The organism is Pseudoxanthomonas sacheonensis (genome assembly GCF_010093305.1).
Classification (GTDB): Bacteria; Pseudomonadota; Gammaproteobacteria; order Xanthomonadales; family Xanthomonadaceae; genus Pseudoxanthomonas_A; species Pseudoxanthomonas_A sacheonensis.
On the sequence record NZ_PDWS01000021.1, the window covers coordinates 52,706 to 76,030 of the forward strand.

Below are 23,325 nucleotides of genomic sequence, written 5' to 3' on the forward strand. Positions count from 1 at the left end.
TCCCGAACGCAGTGAGGGATCTGCTGTATGGCGCGAGTCGAAACTTGAAGCAGATCCCTCACTGCGTTCGGGATGACAATGCTGAGGATGCAGCCCCCTACACGCGCCCAGCCATCGCCGCATCGAACACCTTGCCCGCCGCCGCCGCATCGAACTTCACCGGATTTCCCCCCGCCGAAGGATCCGCTTCGGCCATCGTCGCGATTTCCCCGGCACGGTCGCCATTCACGCCGAACTCCTCCAGCGTATGCGGCACCCCCAACGAGGCGCGCAGTTCGAGCACGAAATCCAAGAAGCCGGTGAAATCCTGGCGCGGAAGCCGCAGGTAGGCGGCCAGACGTTCGATGCGTTCCTCGACCGCGCTGCGGTTGAAGGCCAGCACGTAGGGCATGAACACCGCATTGGTCATGCCGTGATGGGTGTCGTACAGTGCGCCGACCGGATGCGACAGCGCATGCATGCCGCCGAGTCCCTTCTGGAATGCGGTGGCTCCCATCGCCGCGGCGGCCATCATGTCGCCGCGCGCTTCGATGTCGCCGGCTTGCGCATAGACGCGCGGCAGCGCCTGCTTGACCAGGCGCATGCCTTCGACCGCGATGCCGTCGGCCATTGGGTGATAGCCGGGCGCGCAATAGGCTTCCAGGCAATGCGACAGCGCATCCATGCCGGTGCCGGCGGTGATCCTGGCGGGCATGCCCACGGTCAGCGCCGGGTCGCAGATCACCACGCGCGGCATCATCTTCGGGTGGAAAATAATTTTCTTGGTATGGGTCTTTTCGTCGGTCAGCACGCCCGCGCGGCCGACCTCCGAACCGGTGCCGGCGGTGGTGGGCACGGCGATGATGGGGGCGATGCCATCGGGGTCTGCGCGGGTCCACCAATCGCCGATGTCCTCATAGTCCCAGACCGGGCGCGACTGCCCGCTCATGAAAGCGATCAGCTTGCCGGTGTCCAGGCCGCTGCCGCCGCCGAAGGCCACCACGCCGTCGTGGCCGCCATCGCGATATGCCAAAAGGCCGGCGTTGAGATTGGCTTCCACAGGGTTGGGCTTAAGATCGGCGAACAATTCGGCATCCAGTCCGGCGGCGCGCAACGACGCCAACGCGTCGGTGGTGATCGGCGCGTTGGCCAGGCCGGCATCGGTCACCAGCAAGGGTTTGCGGATGCCGTTGGCCAGGCAGGCTTCGGCCAGTTCGCCGATTCGTCCCGCACCGAAGCGGATCGAGGTGGGGTAGTTCCAGTTGGCGCGGACAGTCATGGGTGGCTTCTCAGTTCGTTATCGCGTGGCGCAGATGGAAGGATTTGGGGCGGGTAAGGGTTTCATAACCCACGCGCGACAAAGTGGCGCCGCGCCCTGTGTGTTTGACGCCGGTCCAGGCCAGCGACGGGTCCAGGTAGTCGCAACGGTTCATGTACACGGTGCCGGTGGCGATGTCGTCGCCGATGCGTTCGGCGGCCTCCAGGTCGCGCGTCCACACCGAAGCGGTCAGGCCGTAGGGACTGTCGTTCATCAGCTGCAACGCTTGCGCGTCGCCGTCCACCGGCATGATGCCGACCACGGGGCCGAAGCTTTCTTCGCGCATCACCGACATCGAGTGATCGACGTCTATCAGCACCTGCGGTGCGAGGTAGGGCGTTCCGATGGCGTCGGCGCCGAAAGTGGAGGCGTCGATCAGCGCACGCGCACCGCCGGCGATGGCATCGGCGATCTGTCCGCGCACGAAGTCGGCGCTGGCGGCCTTGACCAGCGGACCGAGCGTAGTCGCTTCGTCCAGCGGATTGCCAAGCACGTAGGCGCGGGTCAGTTCGGTGAAACGCTCCACGAATTCCGGATATATGCCGCGATCGACATAGATGCGTTCGATGCCGCAGCAACTCTGTCCGGAGTTGAAGAAGCTGCCGTCGACCAGGTTCTCCACCGTAAAGTCCAGGTCCGCATCGTGGCGCACATAGGCCGGATCCTTGCCGCCCAGCTCCAGGCCCAGCCCGAGAAAGTGGCCGCTGGCAGCGCGCTCCATCGCGCGTCCGCCTTCCACCGAACCGGTGAAGTTGACCTGCTGCACGCGGCCCGAGGCGATCACGCGCGCGGATTGTTCGTGGTCCAGCAGCAGGTTGCGGAACAAGCCTGCGGGCAGGCCGGCCTGCTGGAACGCGCGCTCGAAGCGCTCGCCCACCAGCAAGGTCTGGGTGGCGTGCTTCAGGATCACCGCGTTGCCGGCCATCAAGGCCGGGACGATGGAATTCACCGCAGTGAGGTAGGGATAATTCCACGGCGCGATCACGAACACGGTGCCCAGCGGCTCGCGGCGCACGAAGCGGCGGAAGCCAGCTTTCTGGCCGGGATCGATGTCGGCCAGCGCATCGGCTGCGATTGCGATCATGTGGCGCGCGCGCTCTTCCACACCGCGCAGTTCGCCGGCGCCGTAACGCACCGGGCGGCCCATCTGCCAGGCGATTTCCGGCGCGATTTCCTCGCGCATGGCCAACAAAGCTTCGAGTGCGGCCGTGCAATAGCGGGCGCGTGCTTCCAGCGGGGTTCTCTTCCAGGCGCGCTGGGCCTGTGCCGCGGCTTCAAGCGCCGAGCCCACAGTCTCGTCGCTGGCGTAGTGGCGTTCGGCGTAGACGCGTCCGTCGACGGGGGAGATCAGTTTTACTTCGTTGCTCATTCGTTTCTCGAAATGGTGGGGATCGTTGTCATGCAGGCCTATCGTCAGTCGTCATCCCAGCGAAAGCTGGGATCCATTTTGATTTTTGCTTTTCAGTTTCTACCTCTTGGAATAGTTTTCCCGCGAAGATCAAGATGGATCCCAGCTTGACCAGCTTTGCTGTTGAAAGCCGCTTGGATGACGACGGTTTGAGGTGACATTGAACTTTCAGTACCTCTCAAACCCCCGCCGCAATTCCCAATCGGTCACCCGGCGATCGCATTCCGATTGCTCCCATTCGGCCGTATGCACGTAATGATCGACCACTTCATCGCCTAGCGCCTTGCGCAGCATCTTCGATCCACGTAACGCATCGGTGGCGTCGCGCAGAGTCTTGGATACTTCCGGCAGTTTCTCGCCGCCATAGGCATCGCCGGAGAATGGTTTGCCCAATTTCAGTTTCTCGTCGATGCCGGCCAACCCGGCCGCGATCAAAGCCGCATAGGCCAGATAGGGGTTGAGGTCGGCGCCTCCGATCCGGCATTCGATACGGATGCCCTTGCCGCCTTCACCGCACAGGCGGAAACCGGCGGTACGGTTGTCCACGCTCCACACCGCCTTGGTGGGTGCGAAAGTGCCCGCCTGGAATCGTTTGTAGGAATTGATGTACGGCGCCAGGAACCAGGTGATGTCGCGCGCGTATTTGACTTGCCCCGCCACCCAGGCCCGCATCAGCTCCGACATGCCGTACTCGGCCTTGGGGTCCAGGAATAGCGGCTTGCCGGTCTTGACGCTCCACAGCGAGTTGTGGATATGGCTGCTGGAGCCGGCCAGGTCGTAACGCCACTTGGCCATGAAGGTGATGGCTTTGCCGTGCTGCATGGCGATCTCCTTGCAGCCGTTCTTCATGATCGCGTGGCGGTCGGCCATTTCCAGCGCTTCGGCGTAGCGCACGTTGATCTCTTCCTGGCCAGGACCCCATTCGCCCTTGGTGTTCTCCACCGGAATTCCCGCCGCCTGCATGCCCTTGCGCATCGCGCGCATCACCGGTTCCTCGCGGGTGGTCTGCAGGATGTGGTAATCCTCGATGTAATAGCCGGCGGTCTTCGGATTGCGGTAGTCGCGGGCGTGGATGTCCACGTAGCTTTCGTCGAACAGATAGAACTCCAGCTCCGAAGCGAACATGCCCACGTAGCCGCGCTCGGCCAGCCGCGCGATCTGTTTCTTGAGGATGGCGCGTGGACTGTGCGGCAGGTCGTGGTGCTCATGATCCAGCACGTCGCATAGAACCAGCGCCGTGCCTTCCAGCCACGGGATGCGGCGCAAGGTTCCCAGGTCGGGCTTGAGCGCGAAATCGCCGTACCCCTTGTCCCAGCTTGCCGCGGCGTAGCCGGGCACCGGTTCCATGTCGATGTCGTCGGCCAGCAGGTAATTGCAGCCGTGGGTCTCGTCGTGCGCACTGTCGATGAAGAACTCGGCCTGGAAACGCTTTCCGATCAGGCGGCCCTGCATGTCGACCATGCAGGCCAGCACGGTATCGATGCTGCCGTCGGCGACGGCACGTTTGAGTTCGGAGAAGCTAAAGGGTGCGGTCATTTCGGTTTCCGTGAGTGGGAAGCAGGCGGCGGCGCCTGCGCGCCGCCGCTCTCCGTAATCGATTGCTCAGGCGCCGTTTTCCGGCTTGTGCTCCAACGCGAATTCCTCTTCCGGCGACAGGATCAGGCGATGGCGCCCGCGCACGGCGAAGTACAGGATGCCGACCACGAACCAGATCGCCACCCACATGACCGCGGTGCTGTAGGCGGGGTCCTTGATCTGGTAGAAAAGCGTGACCACGGCGATGATCATGGTCATCGCCGCGCCGAATACGCCGAACGGGCTCCGGTACGGGCGGTGGATGTTCGGCAGTTTCCTGCGCAGCACGATGAAGGACAGCGCCTGCATGAAGTAGCTGAACATCGCACCGAATACCGCCATGTTCAGCAGCGTGGCGCCGATCTTCTTGCCCCCTTCCTCCGCGCCCAGGCCGAACCACAACGCGAACATCACCGCCAACGCCACCACTGCGCCGAAGACCATGGCCACGTGCGGCGTCTTGCGTGTGCCGTGGGTAAGCGAAAGGCCCGGCGGGAAATAGCCGGCGCGGGCCAGGGAATAGACCTGCCGGCCCTTGGCGAAGATGATGGTGTGGAAGCTGGCCACCAATCCCAGCACGGCCACTGCAGCCAGCAGTTTCGCTGTGCCTTCGCCGTAGATCGCGCGGAAACCGTCAAGCAAAGGTTCGCCCGACGTCGCCAGCTTGAAAGAACCGATGCCAGCCACGGCAGGATTCAGCCACATGATCATGAACGCAGAAACGATCAGCGTGAACATGCCAAGGATGATGCCCTTGGGCATGTCGCGTTTCGGATCCATCGATTCTTCCGCGGCCAGCGGCAGTTGTTCGATGGCAAGGAACAGCCACACTGCGAACGGCAGTGCCTTCAGTACGCCTTCCCAGCCGAATGGAAACCACGAGCCGCCGCCCTCGGCCAACTCTATCGGCGCGCCATCGGGGCCGGCACCGATGTTCAGCGCCCAGCGATCGAAATCGATATGCGGCAGCGCGCTGATCCAGAACACCACCAGGCAGCCCAGCGCCAGCAAGGTCACGACCAAGGTGATGCGGAAGGAGAGTTCCACGCCGATGACGTTCAGGCCGACGAACAATATGTAGAACCCGATCCACCAAAGAGGCTGCGCTTCGGCGGGCGTGCCGAAGATTCCTCCCATGTAGCTGCCGATGAAGAACACGATCACCGCCGGGGTCAGCACGTATTCCACGTTCTCGGACAATCCGGTGAGGAATCCTCCCCATGGGCCCATCGCGGTACGCGCGAACGAATAGGCCGCGCCGGTGTGCGGCAATGCCGGGCTCATTTCGGCGATGGAGAAGGTCAGGCCCAGATACATCACCGCGATGATGATGCCGGCCACCAGCATGCTGCCCCAGCCGTTGGCCAGGCCGAAATTCCAGCCGGAGAAATGGCCGGAGATCACTGCGCCAACGCCCAGCGCCCACAACGACCACACGCCGGCATAGCGCCGCAATCCGCGTTTCTCGAAATAACTCTGGTCTACCTTGGTGTATTGGATACTCGATGGTTCGGACATTTCCAATCCCCTTGCAGTGGCTACAACGGTGGAGTGTGGTTAACGACGTCCGCCGCCCCCCTCCGCGGCGTGGACATCCTCGAGGGCGCGCAGCAGCAGCGGCGCCAGCCGTTCGGCCCAGGACAGTTGCCCCGGGGTGTCGCGGATCAGGTCGTTGCGGATTTCCAGCATCACGCAGGGCAGGCCATTGGCTTCGGCATGGCGTTCCAGCGTGTGGTACACGCCGTCGCGCGGCGCATACGGTTGGTTGTCGCCCACTTCAAGTCCGGCATCCGCGCGCAAGGCGCGCAGCAGCGGGTCGGCCATGCGGCGGTCGCGATGCGACAGCACGCCCACCTGCCAGCGGCGCGGCACGCCTTTGAACACGGGGGTGAAAGAGTGGATTGAAATCATCGCCGTAGGTTTGCGCGCGGCGACACGCGCGGCCACGACGGTTTCTATTTCGCGGTGATAGGGCGCGTAGATCCAGTCGCGCCGGTGCTGGCGCTCGATCGTGTCGATCGCATGATTGCCGCGGATGACGGTGTCTTCGCTGGTGACGACGATCGAATCGTGCGCGTCGGTATCCCGGTTCACATCCAGCAGCAGGCGCGAGACGGTAGGGTGCAGCAGCGGCGCGTCCAGCAGCCCGGAGAGCTGTTCGGCCAAGCCCAGCGCGCCGATATCCCAAGCGATGTGACGCTGCAGGTCCGCCGCCGGCAATCCCAGGCCGGCGTAGGCGCGCGGGATGTGCGCGCTGGCGTGGTCGCAGGTCAGCACGAACGCGCCGCCGCCGTCGCGATTGCTCACCGCCACCGCGCTGCCTGTCACGTCCGATGCGCTGACCGCCGCCATTGCCATGGGTCGTCCGCCTTCATGTAACGAAAAGTACAAAACGGAAAAGGATTGCCTTTCCTGAAGAAAGTCTAACAATAGGGGGCAGTTGTCAAGTCGGAGGGAGGGATCATGCGGACGGTCATGGAGAGATTGCGCGACGGCTTGGCGGGTTTTCCCGCCAGCGAGCGGCGGGTGGCGCAGCGGATCCTGGCCGATTACCCCATCGCCGGCCTGCAGAGCGCCAGCGATCTGGCCCGCGAAGTCGGCGTCAGCGCGCCCAGCGTCCTGCGCATGGTGGCGCGGATGGGATTCGCCTCGTACCCGGATTTCCAGCGGGTCATGCGCGAAGAACTCACCGCCCAGCTGAGTTCCCCCCTGAGCAAATCGCCCGCCGCCGCACGCCGGGGCAGTGGCGCGGCCGCGCCGCGGCTGCAGAAATTCGCGACCGTGCTGGAAGGCAACCTGCACGAAACCTTCAGCCACCTGCCGGCCACCGAGTTCGACCAGGTCGTGCGCCTGCTCGCCGACCGCCGCAATCGCCTGCATCTGATCGGCGGGCGTTTCACCGATGCGCTGGCGCGCTACCTGTCGGTGCAGCTGCGCATCCTGCGTCCGGGCATCAACCATCTGGAGGACCAGGAAGACAACTGGTACGACCAGGTGCTGGACATGGGCAAGCGCGATGTGCTGCTCGTGTTCGACATCCGTCGCTATCAGTCCAGCCTGCTGCGCCTGGCCCAGGCCGCCAGCAAGCGCCAGGCCAAGGTGGTGCTGGTCACCGATCAATGGCTGTCGCCGATCTCGCGCCTGGCTACCCATGTGCTGCCGGCACGGGTGGCGGTTCCCTCGGTGTGGGATTCCAGCGTGGCCTTGATGGCCATAGCCGAAGCGCTGCTGGCCGAAACCACCGAACAAGATTGGGAGTACGGACAGAAGCGCATGCGCGAGCTGGAAGCGGTGCGCGGTCCCGCGTCCGGATTTCCTGGAGCTCTGCCAGCGGCCGAAGAGCTGCCGAAGAAAGCCGCGCGAGCGCGCAAAAGCTAATCCCCGTGGGAGTGCCGTCCCGGCGCGAGCTTTTCAGCCTTGAGCCACAGCATCAGAGCTCGCGCCGGGACGGCGCTCCCACGTAGCCGTTCACCTCAGGTGTCGGCAAGGCAGTTCGGGTTGGATCAAGCGTTCCAATTCGTCATGGGGCATGCGCACCGGGTCCATGACGCCGCCGACTCAACCGAGCCACGCGAAACGACGAACGCCGGTAAACTTAGCGCATGGAAACCTACACGCTGCATCGCGGCACAGCGCCGCTGCTGATTAGCCTGCCGCATGACGGTATGGTTGTTCCGGACGAGATCTCGATACGCCTGACCGACAGCGCGCGCCGCGTGCCGGACACCGACTGGCACGTCTCTAAACTCTACGATTTCGCGCGCGGGCTCGGCGCTTCGATGATCGTTCCCCACTATTCGCGTTACGTGATCGACCTCAACCGTCCACCGGACGATGTGTCCCTGTATCCTGGGCAGAACACCACCGGCCTGTGTCCGCATGTGCAGTTCAGCGGCGAACCGGTCTATCGCGACGGTCAGGACCCCGACGAAGCCGAGGTGGCCGAACGCGTCGAGCGCTACTGGCGCCCGTACCACCGCGCGCTGGCGGGCGAACTGCAACGCATCCATGCGCAGCATGGCCGCGCCGGGCTGTGGGAAGGGCACTCCATCAAAGGCGTGGTGCCGTTCCTGTTCGAAGGCCGGCTGCCGGACCTCAATCTGGGAACCGCGGGGGGCACGAGCTGCTCCGCATCGCTCCAGTCGCGACTGGAATCGGTGCTGGAATCGCAGGATCGCCACGACTTCATAGTCAATGGTCGTTTCAAGGGCGGCTACATCACCCGCCAGTACGGCGATCCGGCGCAGAACATCCAGGCAGTGCAGTTGGAAATCAGCCAGCGCATCTACATGGACGAAGACAGTTTCGAATGGGATGCCGGCAAGGCGGCGCGCACGCAGATGGTGTTGCGGGAGTTGCTGGGCCAAATGCTGGCATGAGCGAGGCGGCGCCTGTTCCGGACGAAACGCTGCCCGTAGACGTTCCGCCGCAACCGCCTTCACGGCCGGGACATCCCTGGTCGGGCGTCGCATTGGCCCTGTTCGGCGCTGTCGCGTTTTCCGGCAAGGCCATCATCGTCAAGCTCGGCTATCGCCACGGCGCCGACGCCATCACCTTGCTGGCACTGCGCATGCTGGTGGCGCTTCCGTTCTTCGCGATGATGGCGTGGTGGGCCAGGCGCGACTCGCAACGTTTCCGTTTGCGCGGAAGCGACAGGTGGAAAGTGGTCGGGCTGGGTTTCAGTGGTTACTACCTGGCCAGCTTCCTGGATTTCGCGGGTCTGCAGTACATCACCGCCACGCTTGAGCGGTTGATCCTGTATCTCACTCCGACACTGGTGCTCCTGATCAGCGCGTTGTTGTTCAAGCGCAGACCCGCGCGACGCCAGCTGTGGGCGCTGGCGGTAAGCTACATTGGTGTGGCGCTGGCTTTCGGACATGATCTGGAGCTTGGCGGCAATGGCATTGCGTTGGGCGGCCTGCTCGTGTTCCTCAGTGCGCTCAGTTATGCGGCTTATCTGGTCGGCAGCGGCGAAGTGGTGGCGCGGGTCGGCGCGGTACGCCTGACCGCCTATGCCAGTGCGGTGGCCGCAGGATTCTGCATCCTGCATTTCCTGCTGGTGCGGCCTTGGCACTCGCTGTTGGAACTGCCGCACGAGGTTTACGGGCTGTCGTTGCTCAACGGTACGCTGTGCACGGTATTGCCGGTACTGGCCACGATGATGGCGGTACAAAGGCTCGGTTCTGCGCTGGCCTCTCAACTCGGCATGATCGGCCCGGTTTCGACCATCGTGCTCAGTCTGTTTCTGCTCGGTGAGCCGATGGGTGTGTGGCAGATCGTCGGCACGGTGCTGGTGTTGACCGGCGTGTTTACGGTGACGCGGCCGGCGAAATAAGCGAGCCGGGATCGTTCAAACCTCGAGTGAAATCGGATTCTTCTGAGGTCCGTTGAAATTTTTTGATATTGATCTGCTTTCCGCGGGCACGCAGAGTGCGTGGATCTGCACCTCCTGATGTGACGGAAGTGAACCTGGTTCCTGACACGAACATTGTCGGGAACTTCCGAATTCGAACGAATATTACCCTGGCCTCTTTATTAAGTAAAAAATAATGAAAATTAGCGACATTAATAAAGAAATTCAAAAAAATGCAGATCCGACATTAGTAATCCCGGCTATGTCACTCATGCGTGCTCAAGTCATAATTATCTGCAATCACCCATCGCCTGGCCCGCGCGTTTTTCCATCAAGCCAATCCTTTAAGAGATCCAAATGAGCAAACCCACCTTCGATTCCATCGCATCCGCCAAAGCCAAGCTTGCCGAAGAGCTGAAAAAACTCGAAGCGCAAGAAGCGAACCTGCTTGAGCAAGAAGCTTCCCATGCCTTCTTGCAGGTGTCCGACCTATTGAGCCGGTTCGGTCAGCACTTCACTGCCAAGCAAAAAGCGGACATCGCAGCCCAGGTGGGCAGGCCCAGCGGTGGCCCCGCGCGTGGCGTGAAGGCAACACACTCCAAAAAAGAGATCGCGCCGAAATATTGGCTGCCGCATACCCAGGAAACCTGGACAGGTCGCGGCCGCACCCCCAGGGCATTCGCTGCGTGGGAAGGAACAGCGGCTTACAAAGAATGGAAAGCCAAGCATCCAGACGAGAAATTCCCGAAATACCCTGGATAACGGTGACGAATGGAAAAGGGTTCGTCTCTGGATGCCCTGCGCCGTCGCCACGGCAGACAATAGGGAATAGCCGTTTTCAAACTTCCAGCGAAGCCAGATCCCCCTTCTGCTCCAACCATGCCTTCCGGTCGCCCGCTCGCTTCTTCGCCAACAGCATATCCATCAACGAACGCGTACCGCTGTCGTCGTCGTTGGTCAGCTGCACCAGCCGTCGCGTGTCGGGATGTATGGTGGATTCGCGCAGCTGCGAAGGATTCATTTCACCCAAGCCCTTGAAGCGCGTAACGTTGACCGCGCCCTTGAGTTTCTCGCGCTCGATCTTCTCCAGCAACAGGCGCTTCTCTTCCTCGTCCAGCGCATAGAACACCTGCTTGCCTACGTCCACGCGGAACAGCGGCGGCATGGCCACGAAGATGTTGCCGGCTTCCACCAGGGCAGGGAAATGCTTGAGGAACAGCGCGGTCAGCAGCGTGGCGATGTGCAAACCGTCGGAGTCCGCATCGGCCAGGATCACCACCTTGCCGTAGCGCAGGCCGGTGATGTCGTCCTTGCCGGGATCGCAACCGATGGCCACCGCCAGGTCGTGCACTTCGTTGGAAGCGAGCACGCCGCCGGAGGCCACTTCCCAGGTATTGAGGATCTTGCCGCGCAACGGCAGGATGGCCTGGAAATCTTTGTCGCGCGCCTGCTTGGCGCTGCCGCCGGCCGAATCGCCTTCCACCAGGAACAGTTCGGTGCGCGACAGATCCTGCGAGATGCAGTCGGCCAGCTTGCCGGGCAGGGCAGGGCCCTGGGTGACCTTCTTGCGCACGATCTGCTTCTCGGTCTTCAGACGCGCACTGGCGCGTTCGATCGCCAGTTGCGCGATGCGTTCGCCGAAATCGGTGTGCTGGTTGAGCCACAGCGAGAACGCATCGTGCGCGGCGCCTTCGATGAAGCCGGCGGCCTGGCGCGAGCTCAGGCGTTCCTTGGTCTGGCCGCTGAATTGCGGGTCGGTCATCTTCAGCGACAGCACGAAGGCCACGCGGTCCCACACGTCCTCCGGCGCCAGTTTCACACCGCGCGGCAGCAGATTGCGGAAATCGCAGAACTCGCGCAGCGCATCGGTCAGGCCGCTGCGCAGGCCATTGACGTGGGTGCCGTGCTGGGCGGTGGGAATCAGGTTGACGTAGCTTTCCTGCACCAGCTCGCCCTCGGGAATCCAGGACACGGCCCAGTCCACGATCTCGCTCTGCTTGGACAGCTGGCCCACGAACAGCTCAGGCGGCAGCAACTCGCGCCCGCTGAGTTCCCCCAGCAGGTAGTCGCGCAGCCCATCGGCGTAGTGCCACTCGTCGCGCTCGCCGCTGGCTTCGTCGAACAGCTTCACGGTCAGGCCCGGGCAGAGCACGGCCTTGGCGCGCAGCAGGTGCTTCAGTGCGCGCAGGTTGTACTTGGCGGTGTCGAAATATTTCGGATCGGCCCAGAAGCGCAGCCGCGTGCCGGTGTTCTTCTTGCCGACGCTGCCTACGATCTCCAGTTTGGAAGCCACGTCGCCGTCGCGGAATTCCATGCGGTACTCGTTGCCGTCGCGCTTGATGAACAGCTCTACCTTCTTCGACAGCGCATTGACCACGCTCACGCCCACGCCATGCAGGCCGCCGCTGAAAGTGTAGTTGCGGTTGTTGAACTTGCCGCCGGCATGCAGACGGGTGAGGATCAGTTCCACACCCGAGATCTTCTCTTCCGGATGGATGTCCACCGGCATGCCGCGGCCGTCGTCGCTGACCTGGCAGCTGCCGTCCTTGAACAGGATCACCTCGATCTCGCTGGCATGGCCGGCCAGCGCTTCGTCCACGGCGTTGTCGATGACTTCCTGGGCCAGATGGTTGGGCCGGGTGGTGTCGGTGTACATGCCGGGGCGGCGTTTGACCGGGTCCAGGCCGGAAAGGACTTCGATATCGGCGGCGTTGTAGCGGGTATTCATGGAGTGGGCGGTTTTTTTCTGATGGCGACTACAGCCCCGAAGTGTGCGGCTTGGTTTCTTTTTTTGCACGTTCAGTGGCAGGTGGGTTGCAGTGGACTATGTTTCGCGCGACCGGCAGGGCGTTTCGGCTCGATTTGCTCCCCGGTCGGCAGCAAACGGAGAACCCCCATGAACAAGCGCAACCTGATCCTCCTTGGCGCCATCGCCGCCGCACTGACCGCCACGGCGGCCTTTGCCCAGTCCAAGGCCAATTCCAACGCCGACCGGACCGCTACCGCCGCCGGGGACGAGAAATCCGACGCCGACAAGAAGGCCGAGCGCCGCGCCCAGAACGAGGCCGCAGCCGCCGCCAGGGCCAAGGCCAAGGGCGAAAGCGGCAAGAAATCGGACACGGAAGAAGAAGAGGAAGAGCGCAAGCCCTGATAGGCCGCGCCTGACCACGTTTATCGGGCCGAATAGGCCCACGCATGCCCCGCTTGGTCGGGGCGTGCGGTTTTAATGGGTCCGCAACCGGATCGCTTTGTACATCAGGGGGCCAACCGGTAAACTATGGCTTTCCGGGAGGCCTCGAGCCATGACCCCCCTGATTTTCGTTACCGGCGGTGTAGTGTCCTCGCTTGGCAAGGGCATCGCCGCCGCTTCGCTTGCCTCCATCCTTGAAGCCCGCGGCCTGCGGGTGACGATGATGAAGCTGGACCCCTACATCAACGTGGACCCGGGCACCATGAGCCCGTTCCAGCACGGCGAGGTCTACGTCACCGACGACGGCGCCGAAACCGACCTGGACCTGGGCCACTACGAGCGCTTCGTGCGCACGCGCCTGAGCCGCAAGAACTCCATCACCACCGGCCGCATCTACGAGAACGTGATCCGCAAGGAGCGCCGCGGCGACTACCTTGGCGCCACCGTGCAGGTGATTCCGCACGTCACCGACGAGATCAAGCGCTGCATCGACGACGCCACGGCCGGGTTCGACGTGGCTCTGGTGGAGATCGGCGGCACCGTGGGCGACATCGAATCGCTGCCGTTCCTGGAAGCGATCCGCCAGATCCGCACCGAGCGCGGCCAGGAAAAGGCGCTGTTCATGCACCTGACCCTGGTGCCTTACATCGCCGCCGCCGGCGAGCTGAAGACCAAGCCCACCCAGCACTCGGTGAAGGAATTGCGTTCCATCGGCATCCAGCCCGACGTGCTGCTGTGCCGCAGCGAGCAACCGTTGCCGGATTCGGAACGCCGCAAGATCGCCTCGTTCACCAACGTGCCCGAGCGCGCCGTGATCACCGCGCGCGACGTGGATGTGCTGTACAGGATTCCGCTGGAGCTGCACGAGCAGCATCTCGATGAAATCGTGGTCAACCAGCTGAAGCTGCCGGTGACCGGCCCGGCCGACCTTTCCGAATGGGAAGCGGCGGTCGACGCCACGCTCAATCCGCTGGATGAAGTCACCATCGCCGTGGTCGGCAAGTACGTGGACCACAAGGACGCCTACAAGTCCGTCGGCGAAGCGCTGAAGCATGGCGGGTTGCGCCAGCGTACGCGGGTCAACCTGAAGTGGCTGGAAGCCCAGGAGCTGGAAGGCGGCGACATGTCGGCCCTGCAGGACGTTGACGGCATCCTGGTGCCGGGCGGCTTCGGCGACCGCGGCTTCGAAGGCAAGGTCGTCACCGCGCGATACGCGCGCGAACACGGCGTGCCGTATTTCGGCATCTGCTACGGCATGCAGGCCGCGGTGGTGGACTACGCCCGCAACGTGCTGGGCCTGGCCGACGCCAACAGCACCGAGAACGACAAGCAGTCCCCGCACCCGGTGATCGGCTTGATCACCGAATGGCGCACCGCCACCGGCGAAGTGGAGAAGCGCGACGAGCGCAGCGACCTGGGCGGCAGCATGCGCCTGGGCCTGCAGGAAGCGCGCCTGAAGCCGGGCACGCTGGCGCGCGAGCTGTACGGCAAGGACGTGGTAGCCGAACGCCACCGCCACCGTTACGAATTCAACAACCGCTACCGCACCCAGATGGAAGACGCCGGCCTGGTGATTTCCGCCAAGTCCATGGACGATCTGCTGGTGGAGATGATCGAACTGCCGCGCAGCCAGCACCCGTGGTTCCTGGCCTGCCAGGCGCATCCGGAATTCCTGTCCACGCCGCGCGATGGGCATCCGCTGTTCGTCGGGTTCATCCGCGCTGCGCGGGAGATGAAGGCTGGTGGGAAATTGTTGAAGGAAGCGCGGGCGTGAAGCCTGGGTCTCTATTCCCTTCTCCCATCGGGAGAAGGTGCCCCGAAGGGGCGGATGAGGGTGCGGGAAAGTTACTTAATGTCCAAGCGGTGGCTTTTTCGCCGTACCCTCACCCCAACCCCTCTCCCGATGGGAGAGGGGCTTTTCAGTGGGAAACTTTATGAAACTCTGTGACTTCGAAGTCGGTCTCGACCAGCCCTTCTTCCTCATCGCCGGCCCCTGCGTCATCGAATCCATGCAGCTGCAGCTGGATGTCGCCGGCAAACTGAAGGAGATCACCGGCAAGCTGGGCATCAACTTCATCTTCAAGTCCAGCTTCGACAAGGCCAACCGCACCTCCGGCACCAGCTTCCGCGGCCCCGGCCTGGAAGAGGGTTTGAAGGTCCTGGCCGAGGTGAAGAAGCAGATCGGCGTGCCGGTGCTGACCGACGTGCACGAGTACACGCCGCTGGACGAAGTGGCTTCGGTCGTCGACGTGCTGCAGACCCCTGCGTTCCTGTGCCGCCAGACCGATTTCATCCACAAGGTCGCCAGCGCGGGCCGGCCGGTCAATATCAAGAAGGGCCAGTTCCTGTCGCCCTGGGAAATGAAGCACGTCACAAACAAAGCCAAAGCGACTGGCAACGAACAGATCATGGCTTGCGAACGCGGCGCCAGCTTCGGCTACAACAACCTGGTTTCCGACATGCGCTCGCTCAGCGTGATGCGCGACACCGGTTGCCCGGTGGTGTTCGACGCCACCCATTCGGTGCAGTTGCCCGGCGGCATGGACGGCAAAAGCGGCGGCCAGCGCGAGTTCGTGCCGGTGCTTTCGCGCGCGGCGATGGCGGTGGGCATCGCAGGCATCTTCATGGAAACGCACCCCAAGCCGGAAGAGGCGCTTTCCGATGGCCCCAACGCCTGGCCGCTGGGCAAGATGGAAGCGCTGCTCGAAACGCTGATGGCGCTGGATCAGATCACCAAAAAGAATGGATTCCTGGAATCAGATACATGATGCGGCACACATTGGCTCTATTGATCGTGGCGGCGAGTGCATGTTCTGCCAAGAGCAGTGTCTTGCCGGAAGCGCAAGTAGGCGAGGCGGCTGCAATCCACCCTGTGGATAATGCTTATAGAGAGAAGGTGATCGAGTTTTCGGCTCAAATGAATCCAAAGGGCCCAGCGACAGCGCGTGCCGCATACGCTGCAATTGACGGTGGTGCGGAGTCTGTTGAGGCGCAGGATCTCGGAGGTTTGGCGAAGGCCAGGACATGGGTTGATCGTTTTGAGCTCTTCTACGAGTACAAGCCCTTATCCAACTGTGTCGTGACAACCATCGGACCCAGTTCAGCCGCTCTTGCCAAGGTGCAGAAAGCGCTGGCCGCCTCCGATGCTTATGAAAACCTGCTTGAAGATGTCAAAAAGTTGGCCGGTGATGAATATACGCAGTTGCTTTCAACCATGTCGCCAAGCCCTACTGACTCCGAACGGGCGGCGGCGGCGGTTCAAGCGCTGCTGTTGCGCGGACAATCAGATCCGGAACGCACTGCCGAACTGACCGCACTTTCAGTGTCTTATGCAGCCGCTGGAACAGATGGCAAATGTGTGGCCTCCCCAAAGCTAATGTCGATAATCAAGAAGAAATTATGACCACAATCACCAAGATCCACGCCCGCGAAATCCTCGACAGCCGCGGCAATCCCACCCTGGAAGCGGAAGTCACGCTGGAAGACGGCTCGTTCGGCCGTGCGATGGTGCCTTCGGGCGCTTCCACCGGCTCCAAAGAAGCGGTCGAGCTTCGCGATGGCGACAAGACCCGCTACCTGGGCAAGGGCGTGCAGCACGCCGTGGGCAACGTCAACGGCGCCATCGCCACCGCACTGAAGGGTTTCGACGCCGTCGACCAGGAAGGGCTGGACCGCCGCCTGATCGATATCGACGGTACCGAGAACAAGGGCCGCCTGGGCGCCAACGCGTTGCTCGGCGTTTCCCTTGCCAATGCGCATGCGGTGGCCGCGTCGAAGAAAATGCCGCTGTGGCAGTACCTGGCCAATGGCGACGACGTAGTGCTGCCGGTGCCGATGATGAACATCATCAACGGCGGTGCGCATGCGGACAACAACGTGGACTTCCAGGAGTTCATGGTGTTGCCGGTGGGCTTCGACACCTTCGCCGAATCCCTGCGCGCGGGTACCGAGATATTCCATTCGCTCAAGGCGGTGCTGAAAGGCCATGGCCTGAGCACGGCGGTCGGCGACGAAGGCGGTTTCGCCCCGGATTTCCGCAGCAATGTGGAAGCGCTGGACACCATTCTGGAAGCCATCGGCAAGGCCGGCTACAAAGCGGGCGAGGACGTGCTGCTGGGACTGGATGTGGCCTCCACGGAGTTCTTCGAGAACGGCAAGTACCACCTGATGGGCGAAGGCAAGCGCCTGACCAGCGAGCAATTCGTGGATTTCCTGTCCGATTGGGCCGCCGAGTATCCGATCATCACCATCGAGGACGGCTTGGCCGAGGACGATTGGGCCGGCTGGAAGCTGCTGACGGAGCGCATCGGCAAGAAAGTGCAACTGGTCGGCGACGATCTGTTCGTCACCAATCCGAAGATCTTCAAGCAGGGCATCGAGTCGGGCACCGCCAACGCGATCCTGATCAAGGTCAACCAGATCGGCACGCTGACCGAAACCCTGGAGGCCGTTTCCATGGCCCACCACGCCAACTACGCGGCGATCATTTCGCATCGTTCGGGCGAAACCGAAGACACCACCATCGCCGACATCGCGGTGGCCACCACCGCCACCCAGATCAAGACCGGCTCGCTGTGCCGCAGCGACCGCGTCGCCAAGTACAACCAGCTGCTGCGCATCGAGGAAGCGCTGGGCAACAAGGCGCGCTACGCCGGACGCAACGCTTTCGTGTCGCTGAAGCGGTAAGCGATGCGGCGTCTCGGATGGCCACTGCTGGTGCTGGCGCTGCTGTTCGGGTGGCTGCAGTACCGGTTGTGGTTCAGCGAGGGCAGTTGGGGAGAAGTCACCAGCCTGCAGAACCAGGTGGCTCACCAGAAGCGCGATAACCAGGGATTGCAGGAACGCAACAACGCCTTGGCGGCCGAGGTCGAGGATCTCAAGTCGGGCGAAGAAGCGGTCGAAGAGCGCGCGCGCAGCGAACTGGGGATGATCAAGCCGGGCGAGAAGTTCTACCGCGTGGTGGAAGCGCCCACCGCGCCTGCGCCGGTCACGGAAGAAACCGCCACTCCGCAAGCGGAGCAAGGCCGCTGATGCCCGGCATCTGGGTGGTGGTGCCTGCCGCCGGACGCGGTACCCGTTTCGGCGCCGAAATTCCCAAGCAATATCTGAACGTCGATGGACAACCGTTGATCGCCTACACGCTCGCAGCGCTATTCGCGCATCCGGCGGTGGAAGGCGCCGTAGTGGCGCTGTCGGAGAACGATGTTGATTGGCCGGGTTGGGATAGATTCTCAGGCAAGCCCATTCTGACCTGCGTCGGCGGCGCCACCCGCGCCGGGTCGGTGCTGGCCGCGCTCAACGCGCTGCCGGCCGAGGTCAGAGCCGACGACTTCGTGCTGGTGCACGATGCGGCGCGGCCCAACCTGGGCCAGGACGATCTGCAGCAACTGCTGGAGCGCGGCCGCAACGATCCGGTGGGCGCGATCCTGGCCGCGCCGGTGCGCGACACGCTGAAACGCGCTGGCGACGACGGCGGCATCGACGGCACCGAGCCGCGGCAGCGGCTGTGGCGCGCGCTGACCCCGCAACTGTTCCGCCGCCTGCAGCTGTCGCGCGCGCTGGAAGAGGCCGGCAAGGCGGGCGTCGAGGTCACCGACGAATCGATGGCGATGGAACTGCAGGGTTTGCGGCCGTTGCTGATCGAAGGCAGCGAGGACAATTTCAAGATCACCACGCCAGCCGATCTGGCGCGTTTCGAGTTCATGCTTTCGAAGCGGCAGACGTGAAGTAAGAACTTCCGTCATTCCCGCGAAGGCGGGAACCCAGCGACTTGGTTTTTTGCAAGGGAAGGAAGTCCGAGAGAGAAGTCACTGGGTTCCCGCCTTCGCGGGAATGACGGCAACAGCCATTCTGAATCAGGGCGCATTCCATGCATGACACCTCCAATATCCGCATAGGCCAGGGCATCGACGTCCACGTCTTCGCCGAGGGCGACCACCTCATGCTCGGCGGCGTGCGCGTGCCGCACGATCGCGGCGTGGAAGCGCACAGCGATGGCGACGTGGTCCTGCATGCGCTGTGCGACGCGATGCTCGGCGCATTGGCGATGGGCGATATCGGCAGGCATTTCCCGCCCTCAGATCCGCAGTGGAAGGGCGCCGACAGCCGCTCGTTCCTTCGCCATTGCAATAACTTGATCGGCGAAAAAGGCTGGAAGGTGGGAAATGCGGACATCACCGTTATCTGCGAGCGCCCCAAGGTGGGTCCGCACGCGGACGCGATGCGCGCGCTGATCGCCGCCGACTTGGGCATCGAGGCGGACGCGGTCAGCGTCAAGGCCACCACCAGCGAGAAACTGGGCTTCACCGGACGCGGCGAAGGCATCGCCGCGCAAGCCGTGGTGCTGCTGGCCCGCAACGCGTGACCCAACCGTTGCCCAGCGCCTTCGGCGCGCCGGTGCTGCGCGCCCGCATCCGTACGGTCGCCGAGGATTTCTTCGTCGAGGAAATCGCGGGATTCGAGCACAGCGGGGAAGGCGAGCACCTGCTGCTGACCATCGAAAAGCGGGGCCTCAACACCGCCGCGGTGGCCAAGCGTCTGGCCCGGTGGGCCGGCGTGCCGGAGATGGCCATCGGCTACGCAGGCATGAAGGACAGGCACGCGGTGACGCGTCAGCGATTCAGCGTGCATCTGCCCAAGCGCATCGCCCCGGACCAGGCGTCGCTGCAGTCCGAAGATCTGACCGTGACCCATTCGGCATGGCACAACCGCAAGTTGCCGCGCGGCGCGCTGGCCGGAAACCGTTTCGTACTGGTCCTGCGCGAGGTGGCGGGCGAACGCGCGCTCATCGAAGAACGTCTGCGGCGGATCGCCGCCCGCGGCCTGCCCAACTGGTTCGGCGAACAGCGCTTCGGCCGTGGCGGCGACAATGTCGAATCGGCGTTGTCGATGTTCGCGGGGCGCCGCGTGCGCCATGACCAGCGTTCGATCCTGCTGTCGGCGGCGCGCTCGGAACTTTTCAACCGCGTACTGGCCGCGCGCGTGCGCGACGGCAGCTGGGACAGCGGCTTGGAAGGGGAGGTATGGACCCTGTCGGGCAGCCGCAGCGTGTTCGGTCCGGAACCCTGGAGCCAGGCGCTGGCCGAGCGCCTGGCGCGTTTCGATATCCATCCCAGCGGGCCGTTGTGGGGGGCGGGCGAGCTTCGCAGTACGTCGCGCTGCGCCGACGTGGAGTACGCCGCTCTGGATAGCGGCGACGCGCTCGCCTTGCGCAAAGGCCTGGAGGATGCGGGGCTGAAGCAGGAACGCCGGGCCCTGCGCCTGGTCGCCGAAGGGCTGGCCTGGACATGGCCGGAAGAAACCACGCTGTCGCTGGCGTTCTCGTTGCCGCCCGGCTGCTACGCCACCGCCTTGCTGCAGGAGCTTGGAGAAGTCTCCGATACAACCCGGAATTGATGCCGTTCGTCGGAAAGCCTTGGCAGGTACTGGAACGCCGTCAGGCGCGGCGTATAAGCCGAATTGACGTCTGGAGATTCACCGTAGGCCTATCCGCCGGACGCCGTGGCTTTCTGGCTTTCGAATCGGAGGATGTCATGAGAACTCTTTTGAGAATCGCGACCTTATCGTTCGGATTGGCGTTGCTTGCCGGATGCGCAAGCACTAAAACCGCGTATCGCGACGCGCCGCCGCAACAGCGCATTGCCGGGTCCACCATAGAGGTGGACGAGCACTACGTGGCGCTGGTGGAGAACATCGCCAAGCAGCGCGGAACCCGGGTGATGTGGGTCAACAAGCCCACCAAGCGGGTCAACACGGTAGCCGCTGCGGATTGATCCCGGGCGCCGGGTTTCAGCGCCTGGCCAGCAATACCACCACGGCGCCGGTACCGCCTTGCGCGGCCGGCGCGGAGTGGAATGCGAGTACGTCGGCGCGTTGCCGCAACGCACGGTCGACCAGATTCTTCAACACCGGCAGCCCGCCATCGTCGCGCTGGCCCTTGCCGTGGATGATGCGCACGCAGCCGAATTCGTGGGCGTGCGCCTCGGCCAGGAAATGCCTCAGCATCGATTCGGCCTGCAGCATGGTGGCGCCGTGCAGATCCAGTTCGTCCTGTGTCGAAAAACGTCCGCGCTTCAGCCGCTGGAAGACTGCCGGCGGCACCGAATCGCGCCGGTAACTCAAGGTGTCGCCAGCCGCCAGGGCCGACAGATCGTCCAGCCCGCGTTGGAATTCGCTGCGCGCCTCGCGCTCATCGCGTTCGGCCATGCGTGCGGCGGGCCTGGGTCTGGGTTTGCCGGGAGCGGGCGTTGATTCCGGCAATCGTTTGATCGGCCCTATCGCTTCGCGGAACAGCGCGGCATCGTCATCGTCGTCGGGAGGCATTGGCATGCCTGCAGGTTAGCGGCATCGGGGCGGGGCGCAAGAGCGTGCGGTATCATGGGCACGTACTTGAGGAACCCCATGCGCGTACTTGTTAGTAACGACGACGGCGTAGACGCCCCCGGCATCCGAATCCTTGCCGAAGGCCTGCGCAGCGCCGGCCACGAAGTCCTGGTGGTCGCTCCCGACCGCGACCGCTCCGGCGCCAGCAACTCGCTGACCCTGGATCTGCCCATCCGCATCAAGAAGCTGGACGAGCGGACCTGGCGCGTCGCCGGCACGCCCACCGATTGCGTACATCTTGCGCTGACCGGAATGCTGGAAGTCGAACCGGACATCGTCGTATCCGGCATCAACAACGCCGCCAACCTGGGCGACGACGTGATCTATTCGGGAACCGTGTCGGCGGCGATGGAAGGCCGTTTCCTGGGCCTGCCCGCAGTGGCCGTGTCGCTGGCCACCGCCGATCACAAAGCCAACCATTTCGCGACCGCCGCGCGCGCCGCGGTGGAGATCGTGGCGCGGTTGAAATCCGATCCGCTGCCGGCCGACACCATCCTCAACGTGAATGTGCCCGATCTGCCGTGGGACGAGATCGCCGGTTTCGAAGTCACTCGCCTGGGCAACCGCCACCGTTCCGAAGCCTGTCTGCCGCAGCCCGATCCGCGCGGCGGAACGGTGTACTGGATCGGTCCGGCCGGACCGGAACAGGACGCCGGTCCGGGCACCGATTTCCATGCGGTGCGCACCGGTTTCATTTCCATCACCCCGATCCATGTGGACCTGACCCGCTACCAGGCGCTGGAAAAGGTCGCCAGCTGGGTCGGCGGGCTGAGCGCGTCGCTGGGGGCATCGGCGTGACCCCGAGATTGCGTGAGGCCGTGGGCCAGGGCATGACTTCCCAGCGGGTTCGCGACCGCTTGGTGGAGCGCCTGCGCGCAGGAACCGATAACAGCGCCGGCATCCGCGACGAGAACGTGCTCAATGCCGTGCGTACGGTGCCGCGCCATCTGTTCATCGACGAAGCGCTGGCGACCCGCGCCTACGAAGACACCGCCTTGCCCATCGGCCATAGCCAGACCATTTCCCAGCCGTGGGTGGTGGCGCGCATGACCGAGGCGCTGCTGCAGAACGCGTCGCCTAAGAAGGTGCTGGAGATCGGCACCGGTTCCGGTTACCAGGCCGCCATCCTGGCCGCGCTGGGCCTGGAGGTGTACACGGTCGAACGCATCGGCGACCTGCTGCGGCAGGCGCGCAAGCGCTTGCGCCAACTGGGCATGAATGTGCGCAGCAAACACGACGACGGACGCATCGGTTGGCCCGAGCATGCGCCCTACGACGGGATCATCGTCACCGCCGCCGCGCCCGCGCTGGTGAGCGCGCTGGTCGATCAGCTCGCGGTCGGCGGACGCCTGGTGGCGCCGGTGGGCGGCGCTTCCTCGCAATCGCTGATCAAGCTGACCAAGCGCGAAGACGGCGGCGTGGACGAAGAAGTGCTGGCTCCGGTGGTGTTCGTTCCGCTGCTGTCCGGCACCTTGGATTAGGCGTGAAGATCTTCGGACCGCTGTACGCCCGCGCCATCCAGTGGGCGCAACACCGGCACGCGCCCAGGCTGCTGGCCGGACTGAGCTTCATCGAAGCCATCATCTTTCCCGTCCCACCCGAAGTCATGCTCGCGCCGATGTCCCTGGCGCAACCCAAACGCGCGCTTTGGTTCGCGACCTTGAGCCTGATCGGTTCGCTGGCTGGCGCGGTGATCGGGTATGCGCTGGGCCATTTCGCGTTCGAAGCGTTGAAGCCGGTGATCGAATGGCTGGGGTGGAGCGCCGGCATCGACGAGCAGGTGAGGCATCTGCGGCAGGTGGTGGCGGAATCTCCGTGGAAGGCGTTCTGGCTGTTGGTGCTGGCCGGATTCACGCCGATACCGCTGAAGATATTCACGTGGGCCTCAGGCATTGTCGGTGTGCCGCTGGTACCGTTCCTTGCCAGCATGCTGGTCGGTCGCGGCAAGCGCCTGTACCTTGTTGCCGGCGCGATCAGACTCGGCGGCGCGCGCGCTGAAGCCGCGTTGCATCGCTGGATCGAACCGGTAGGCTGGATCTCCACCGCGTTGCTGGCGCTGTTGATCGGCTGGCTGGTGTGGAAAGCCAACGGCGGATGACGCATAACAAACCACGGAACGA

Annotated in this window: 24 protein-coding genes; 17 read left to right on the forward strand and 7 right to left on the reverse strand. The window is 63.7% G+C overall.

Annotated elements, in window-relative coordinates; genetic code table 11:
- Positions 1-97: 97 nt before the first annotated feature.
- The 5 genes from CSC73_RS16040 to CSC73_RS16060 form a co-directional block, all read right to left on the reverse strand.
- A complete protein-coding gene (locus CSC73_RS16040; RefSeq protein ID WP_163842331.1) occupies positions 98-1,258 on the reverse strand; it encodes an iron-containing alcohol dehydrogenase in 1,161 nt (386 codons plus the stop codon).
- 10 nt (positions 1,259-1,268) lie between these two features.
- A complete protein-coding gene (locus CSC73_RS16045) occupies positions 1,269-2,666 on the reverse strand; it encodes an aldehyde dehydrogenase family protein (RefSeq protein WP_163842333.1) in 1,398 nt (465 codons plus the stop codon).
- Positions 2,667-2,873: 207 nt separating this feature from the next.
- Positions 2,874-4,241, reverse strand: a complete 1,368-nt coding sequence (locus tag CSC73_RS16050) for a glutamine synthetase family protein (RefSeq protein ID WP_163842336.1) — start codon at positions 4,239-4,241, stop codon at positions 2,874-2,876.
- Positions 4,242-4,307: 66 nt separating this feature from the next.
- Positions 4,308-5,798 (reverse strand): amino acid permease, encoded by a 1,491-nt coding sequence (locus CSC73_RS16055; protein ID WP_163842339.1) that lies wholly within the window; start codon positions 5,796-5,798, stop codon positions 4,308-4,310.
- Between the two features lie 39 nt (positions 5,799-5,837).
- Positions 5,838-6,638, reverse strand: a complete 801-nt coding sequence (locus CSC73_RS16060; RefSeq protein ID WP_211840906.1) for an N-formylglutamate amidohydrolase — start codon at positions 6,636-6,638, stop codon at positions 5,838-5,840.
- A gap of 105 nt (positions 6,639-6,743) precedes the next feature.
- On the opposite strand from CSC73_RS16060, the gene CSC73_RS16065 reads away from it, so the two are divergent.
- The 4 genes from CSC73_RS16065 (at position 6,744) to CSC73_RS16080 (ending at position 10,395) form a co-directional block, all read left to right on the forward strand.
- On the forward strand, positions 6,744-7,658 hold the full coding sequence (locus tag CSC73_RS16065) for a MurR/RpiR family transcriptional regulator (protein WP_211840907.1): 915 nt from the start codon (positions 6,744-6,746) through the stop codon (positions 7,656-7,658).
- 224 nt (positions 7,659-7,882) lie between these two features.
- Positions 7,883-8,659: an N-formylglutamate deformylase gene (gene hutG / locus CSC73_RS16070; protein ID WP_163842341.1), complete on the forward strand. Its 777-nt coding sequence runs from the start codon at positions 7,883-7,885 to the stop codon at positions 8,657-8,659.
- Entirely contained in the window at positions 8,656-9,615 is a 960-nt protein-coding gene (locus tag CSC73_RS16075) for a DMT family transporter (protein ID WP_163842344.1), read from the forward strand. The genes hutG and CSC73_RS16075 overlap by 4 nt, the downstream gene beginning before the upstream one ends.
- 375 nt (positions 9,616-9,990) lie before the next feature.
- Complete coding sequence (locus tag CSC73_RS16080; protein ID WP_163842346.1) at positions 9,991-10,395, forward strand: H-NS histone family protein; 405 nt, start codon at positions 9,991-9,993, stop codon at positions 10,393-10,395.
- A 76-nt stretch (positions 10,396-10,471) separates the two neighbouring features.
- Here the strand turns inward: CSC73_RS16080 and parE are convergent, their stop codons facing one another.
- Positions 10,472-12,361, reverse strand: coding sequence for a DNA topoisomerase IV subunit B (gene parE / locus CSC73_RS16085; protein WP_163842349.1), 1,890 nt, complete (start codon positions 12,359-12,361; stop codon positions 10,472-10,474).
- Positions 12,362-12,529: 168 nt separating this feature from the next.
- Between parE and CSC73_RS16090 the strand changes: the two genes are divergently transcribed.
- The 10 genes from CSC73_RS16090 (at position 12,530) to CSC73_RS16135 (ending at position 20,595) form a co-directional block, all read left to right on the forward strand.
- Positions 12,530-12,784: a hypothetical protein gene (locus CSC73_RS16090; protein ID WP_093290100.1), complete on the forward strand. Its 255-nt coding sequence runs from the start codon at positions 12,530-12,532 to the stop codon at positions 12,782-12,784.
- Positions 12,785-12,935: 151 nt separating this feature from the next.
- A complete protein-coding gene (gene pyrG / locus CSC73_RS16095; RefSeq protein ID WP_163842352.1) occupies positions 12,936-14,597 on the forward strand; it encodes a CTP synthase in 1,662 nt (553 codons plus the stop codon).
- A gap of 160 nt (positions 14,598-14,757) precedes the next feature.
- The gene (kdsA, locus tag CSC73_RS16100; RefSeq protein ID WP_163842355.1) at positions 14,758-15,591 is read left to right on the forward strand and encodes a 3-deoxy-8-phosphooctulonate synthase; all 834 of its coding nucleotides are present in this window, start codon (positions 14,758-14,760) and stop codon (positions 15,589-15,591) included.
- Positions 15,588-16,226, forward strand: coding sequence for a hypothetical protein (locus CSC73_RS16105; RefSeq protein ID WP_163842358.1), 639 nt, complete (start codon positions 15,588-15,590; stop codon positions 16,224-16,226). The genes kdsA and CSC73_RS16105 overlap by 4 nt, the downstream gene beginning before the upstream one ends.
- The gene (gene eno, locus CSC73_RS16110) at positions 16,223-17,509 is read left to right on the forward strand and encodes a phosphopyruvate hydratase (protein ID WP_163842361.1); all 1,287 of its coding nucleotides are present in this window, start codon (positions 16,223-16,225) and stop codon (positions 17,507-17,509) included. The genes CSC73_RS16105 and eno overlap by 4 nt, the downstream gene beginning before the upstream one ends.
- 3 nt (positions 17,510-17,512) lie before the next feature.
- Complete coding sequence (gene ftsB, locus CSC73_RS16115) at positions 17,513-17,854, forward strand: cell division protein FtsB (RefSeq protein ID WP_163842363.1); 342 nt, start codon at positions 17,513-17,515, stop codon at positions 17,852-17,854.
- Positions 17,854-18,549: a 2-C-methyl-D-erythritol 4-phosphate cytidylyltransferase gene (gene ispD, locus CSC73_RS16120; RefSeq protein WP_163842366.1), complete on the forward strand. Its 696-nt coding sequence runs from the start codon at positions 17,854-17,856 to the stop codon at positions 18,547-18,549. The genes ftsB and ispD overlap by 1 nt, the downstream gene beginning before the upstream one ends.
- Before the next feature lie 143 nt (positions 18,550-18,692).
- Positions 18,693-19,187 carry a 2-C-methyl-D-erythritol 2,4-cyclodiphosphate synthase gene (ispF, locus tag CSC73_RS16125; protein ID WP_163842368.1) on the forward strand — a complete coding sequence of 165 codons (495 nt, stop codon included), beginning with the start codon at positions 18,693-18,695 and terminating at the stop codon, positions 19,185-19,187.
- Complete coding sequence (gene truD / locus CSC73_RS16130) at positions 19,184-20,218, forward strand: tRNA pseudouridine(13) synthase TruD (RefSeq protein WP_163842371.1); 1,035 nt, start codon at positions 19,184-19,186, stop codon at positions 20,216-20,218. The genes ispF and truD overlap by 4 nt, the downstream gene beginning before the upstream one ends.
- Before the next feature lie 137 nt (positions 20,219-20,355).
- The gene (locus CSC73_RS16135) at positions 20,356-20,595 is read left to right on the forward strand and encodes a hypothetical protein (protein WP_163842374.1); all 240 of its coding nucleotides are present in this window, start codon (positions 20,356-20,358) and stop codon (positions 20,593-20,595) included.
- A gap of 16 nt (positions 20,596-20,611) precedes the next feature.
- On the opposite strand, the gene CSC73_RS16140 is transcribed toward CSC73_RS16135, so the two are convergent.
- Positions 20,612-21,145, reverse strand: a complete 534-nt coding sequence (locus CSC73_RS16140) for a Smr/MutS family protein (protein WP_425502338.1) — start codon at positions 21,143-21,145, stop codon at positions 20,612-20,614.
- A gap of 78 nt (positions 21,146-21,223) precedes the next feature.
- Here CSC73_RS16140 and surE point away from each other — a divergent pair, with 78 nt between their 5' ends.
- From surE to CSC73_RS16155, 3 genes are read left to right on the forward strand one after another with little or no spacing between them, the layout of a single operon-like run.
- Positions 21,224-22,003, forward strand: coding sequence for a 5'/3'-nucleotidase SurE (gene surE, locus CSC73_RS16145; protein ID WP_163842379.1), 780 nt, complete (start codon positions 21,224-21,226; stop codon positions 22,001-22,003).
- Complete coding sequence (locus CSC73_RS16150) at positions 22,000-22,686, forward strand: protein-L-isoaspartate(D-aspartate) O-methyltransferase (protein WP_163842383.1); 687 nt, start codon at positions 22,000-22,002, stop codon at positions 22,684-22,686. Before surE ends, CSC73_RS16150 begins: the two co-directional genes overlap by 4 nt.
- A gap of 2 nt (positions 22,687-22,688) precedes the next feature.
- Positions 22,689-23,303, forward strand: a complete 615-nt coding sequence (locus CSC73_RS16155) for a YqaA family protein (protein WP_163842386.1) — start codon at positions 22,689-22,691, stop codon at positions 23,301-23,303.
- Positions 23,304-23,325: the final 22 nt, after the last annotated feature.

Bases quoted from the DNA above. Each gene is read 5' to 3' on its own strand.
- CSC73_RS16040 (WP_163842331.1), bottom strand. From the start codon at position 1,258: ATGACTGTCCGCGCCAACTGGAACTACCCCACCTCGATCCGCTTCGGT.
- CSC73_RS16045 (WP_163842333.1), bottom strand. From the start codon at position 2,666: ATGAGCAACGAAGTAAAACTGATCTCCCCCGTCGACGGACGCGTCTAC.
- CSC73_RS16050 (WP_163842336.1), bottom strand. From the start codon at position 4,241: ATGACCGCACCCTTTAGCTTCTCCGAACTCAAACGTGCCGTCGCCGAC.
- CSC73_RS16055 (WP_163842339.1), bottom strand. From the start codon at position 5,798: ATGTCCGAACCATCGAGTATCCAATACACCAAGGTAGACCAGAGTTAT.
- CSC73_RS16060 (WP_211840906.1), bottom strand. From the start codon at position 6,638: ATGGCAATGGCGGCGGTCAGCGCATCGGACGTGACAGGCAGCGCGGTG.
- CSC73_RS16065 (WP_211840907.1), top strand. From the start codon at position 6,744: ATGCGGACGGTCATGGAGAGATTGCGCGACGGCTTGGCGGGTTTTCCC.
- hutG (WP_163842341.1), top strand. From the start codon at position 7,883: ATGGAAACCTACACGCTGCATCGCGGCACAGCGCCGCTGCTGATTAGC.
- CSC73_RS16075 (WP_163842344.1), top strand. From the start codon at position 8,656: ATGAGCGAGGCGGCGCCTGTTCCGGACGAAACGCTGCCCGTAGACGTT.
- CSC73_RS16080 (WP_163842346.1), top strand. From the start codon at position 9,991: ATGAGCAAACCCACCTTCGATTCCATCGCATCCGCCAAAGCCAAGCTT.
- parE (WP_163842349.1), bottom strand. From the start codon at position 12,361: ATGAATACCCGCTACAACGCCGCCGATATCGAAGTCCTTTCCGGCCTG.
- CSC73_RS16090 (WP_093290100.1), top strand. From the start codon at position 12,530: ATGAACAAGCGCAACCTGATCCTCCTTGGCGCCATCGCCGCCGCACTG.
- pyrG (WP_163842352.1), top strand. From the start codon at position 12,936: ATGACCCCCCTGATTTTCGTTACCGGCGGTGTAGTGTCCTCGCTTGGC.
- kdsA (WP_163842355.1), top strand. From the start codon at position 14,758: ATGAAACTCTGTGACTTCGAAGTCGGTCTCGACCAGCCCTTCTTCCTC.
- CSC73_RS16105 (WP_163842358.1), top strand. From the start codon at position 15,588: ATGATGCGGCACACATTGGCTCTATTGATCGTGGCGGCGAGTGCATGT.
- eno (WP_163842361.1), top strand. From the start codon at position 16,223: ATGACCACAATCACCAAGATCCACGCCCGCGAAATCCTCGACAGCCGC.
- ftsB (WP_163842363.1), top strand. From the start codon at position 17,513: ATGCGGCGTCTCGGATGGCCACTGCTGGTGCTGGCGCTGCTGTTCGGG.
- ispD (WP_163842366.1), top strand. From the start codon at position 17,854: ATGCCCGGCATCTGGGTGGTGGTGCCTGCCGCCGGACGCGGTACCCGT.
- ispF (WP_163842368.1), top strand. From the start codon at position 18,693: ATGCATGACACCTCCAATATCCGCATAGGCCAGGGCATCGACGTCCAC.
- CSC73_RS16135 (WP_163842374.1), top strand. From the start codon at position 20,356: ATGAGAACTCTTTTGAGAATCGCGACCTTATCGTTCGGATTGGCGTTG.
- CSC73_RS16140 (WP_425502338.1), bottom strand. From the start codon at position 21,145: ATGCCTCCCGACGACGATGACGATGCCGCGCTGTTCCGCGAAGCGATA.
- surE (WP_163842379.1), top strand. From the start codon at position 21,224: ATGCGCGTACTTGTTAGTAACGACGACGGCGTAGACGCCCCCGGCATC.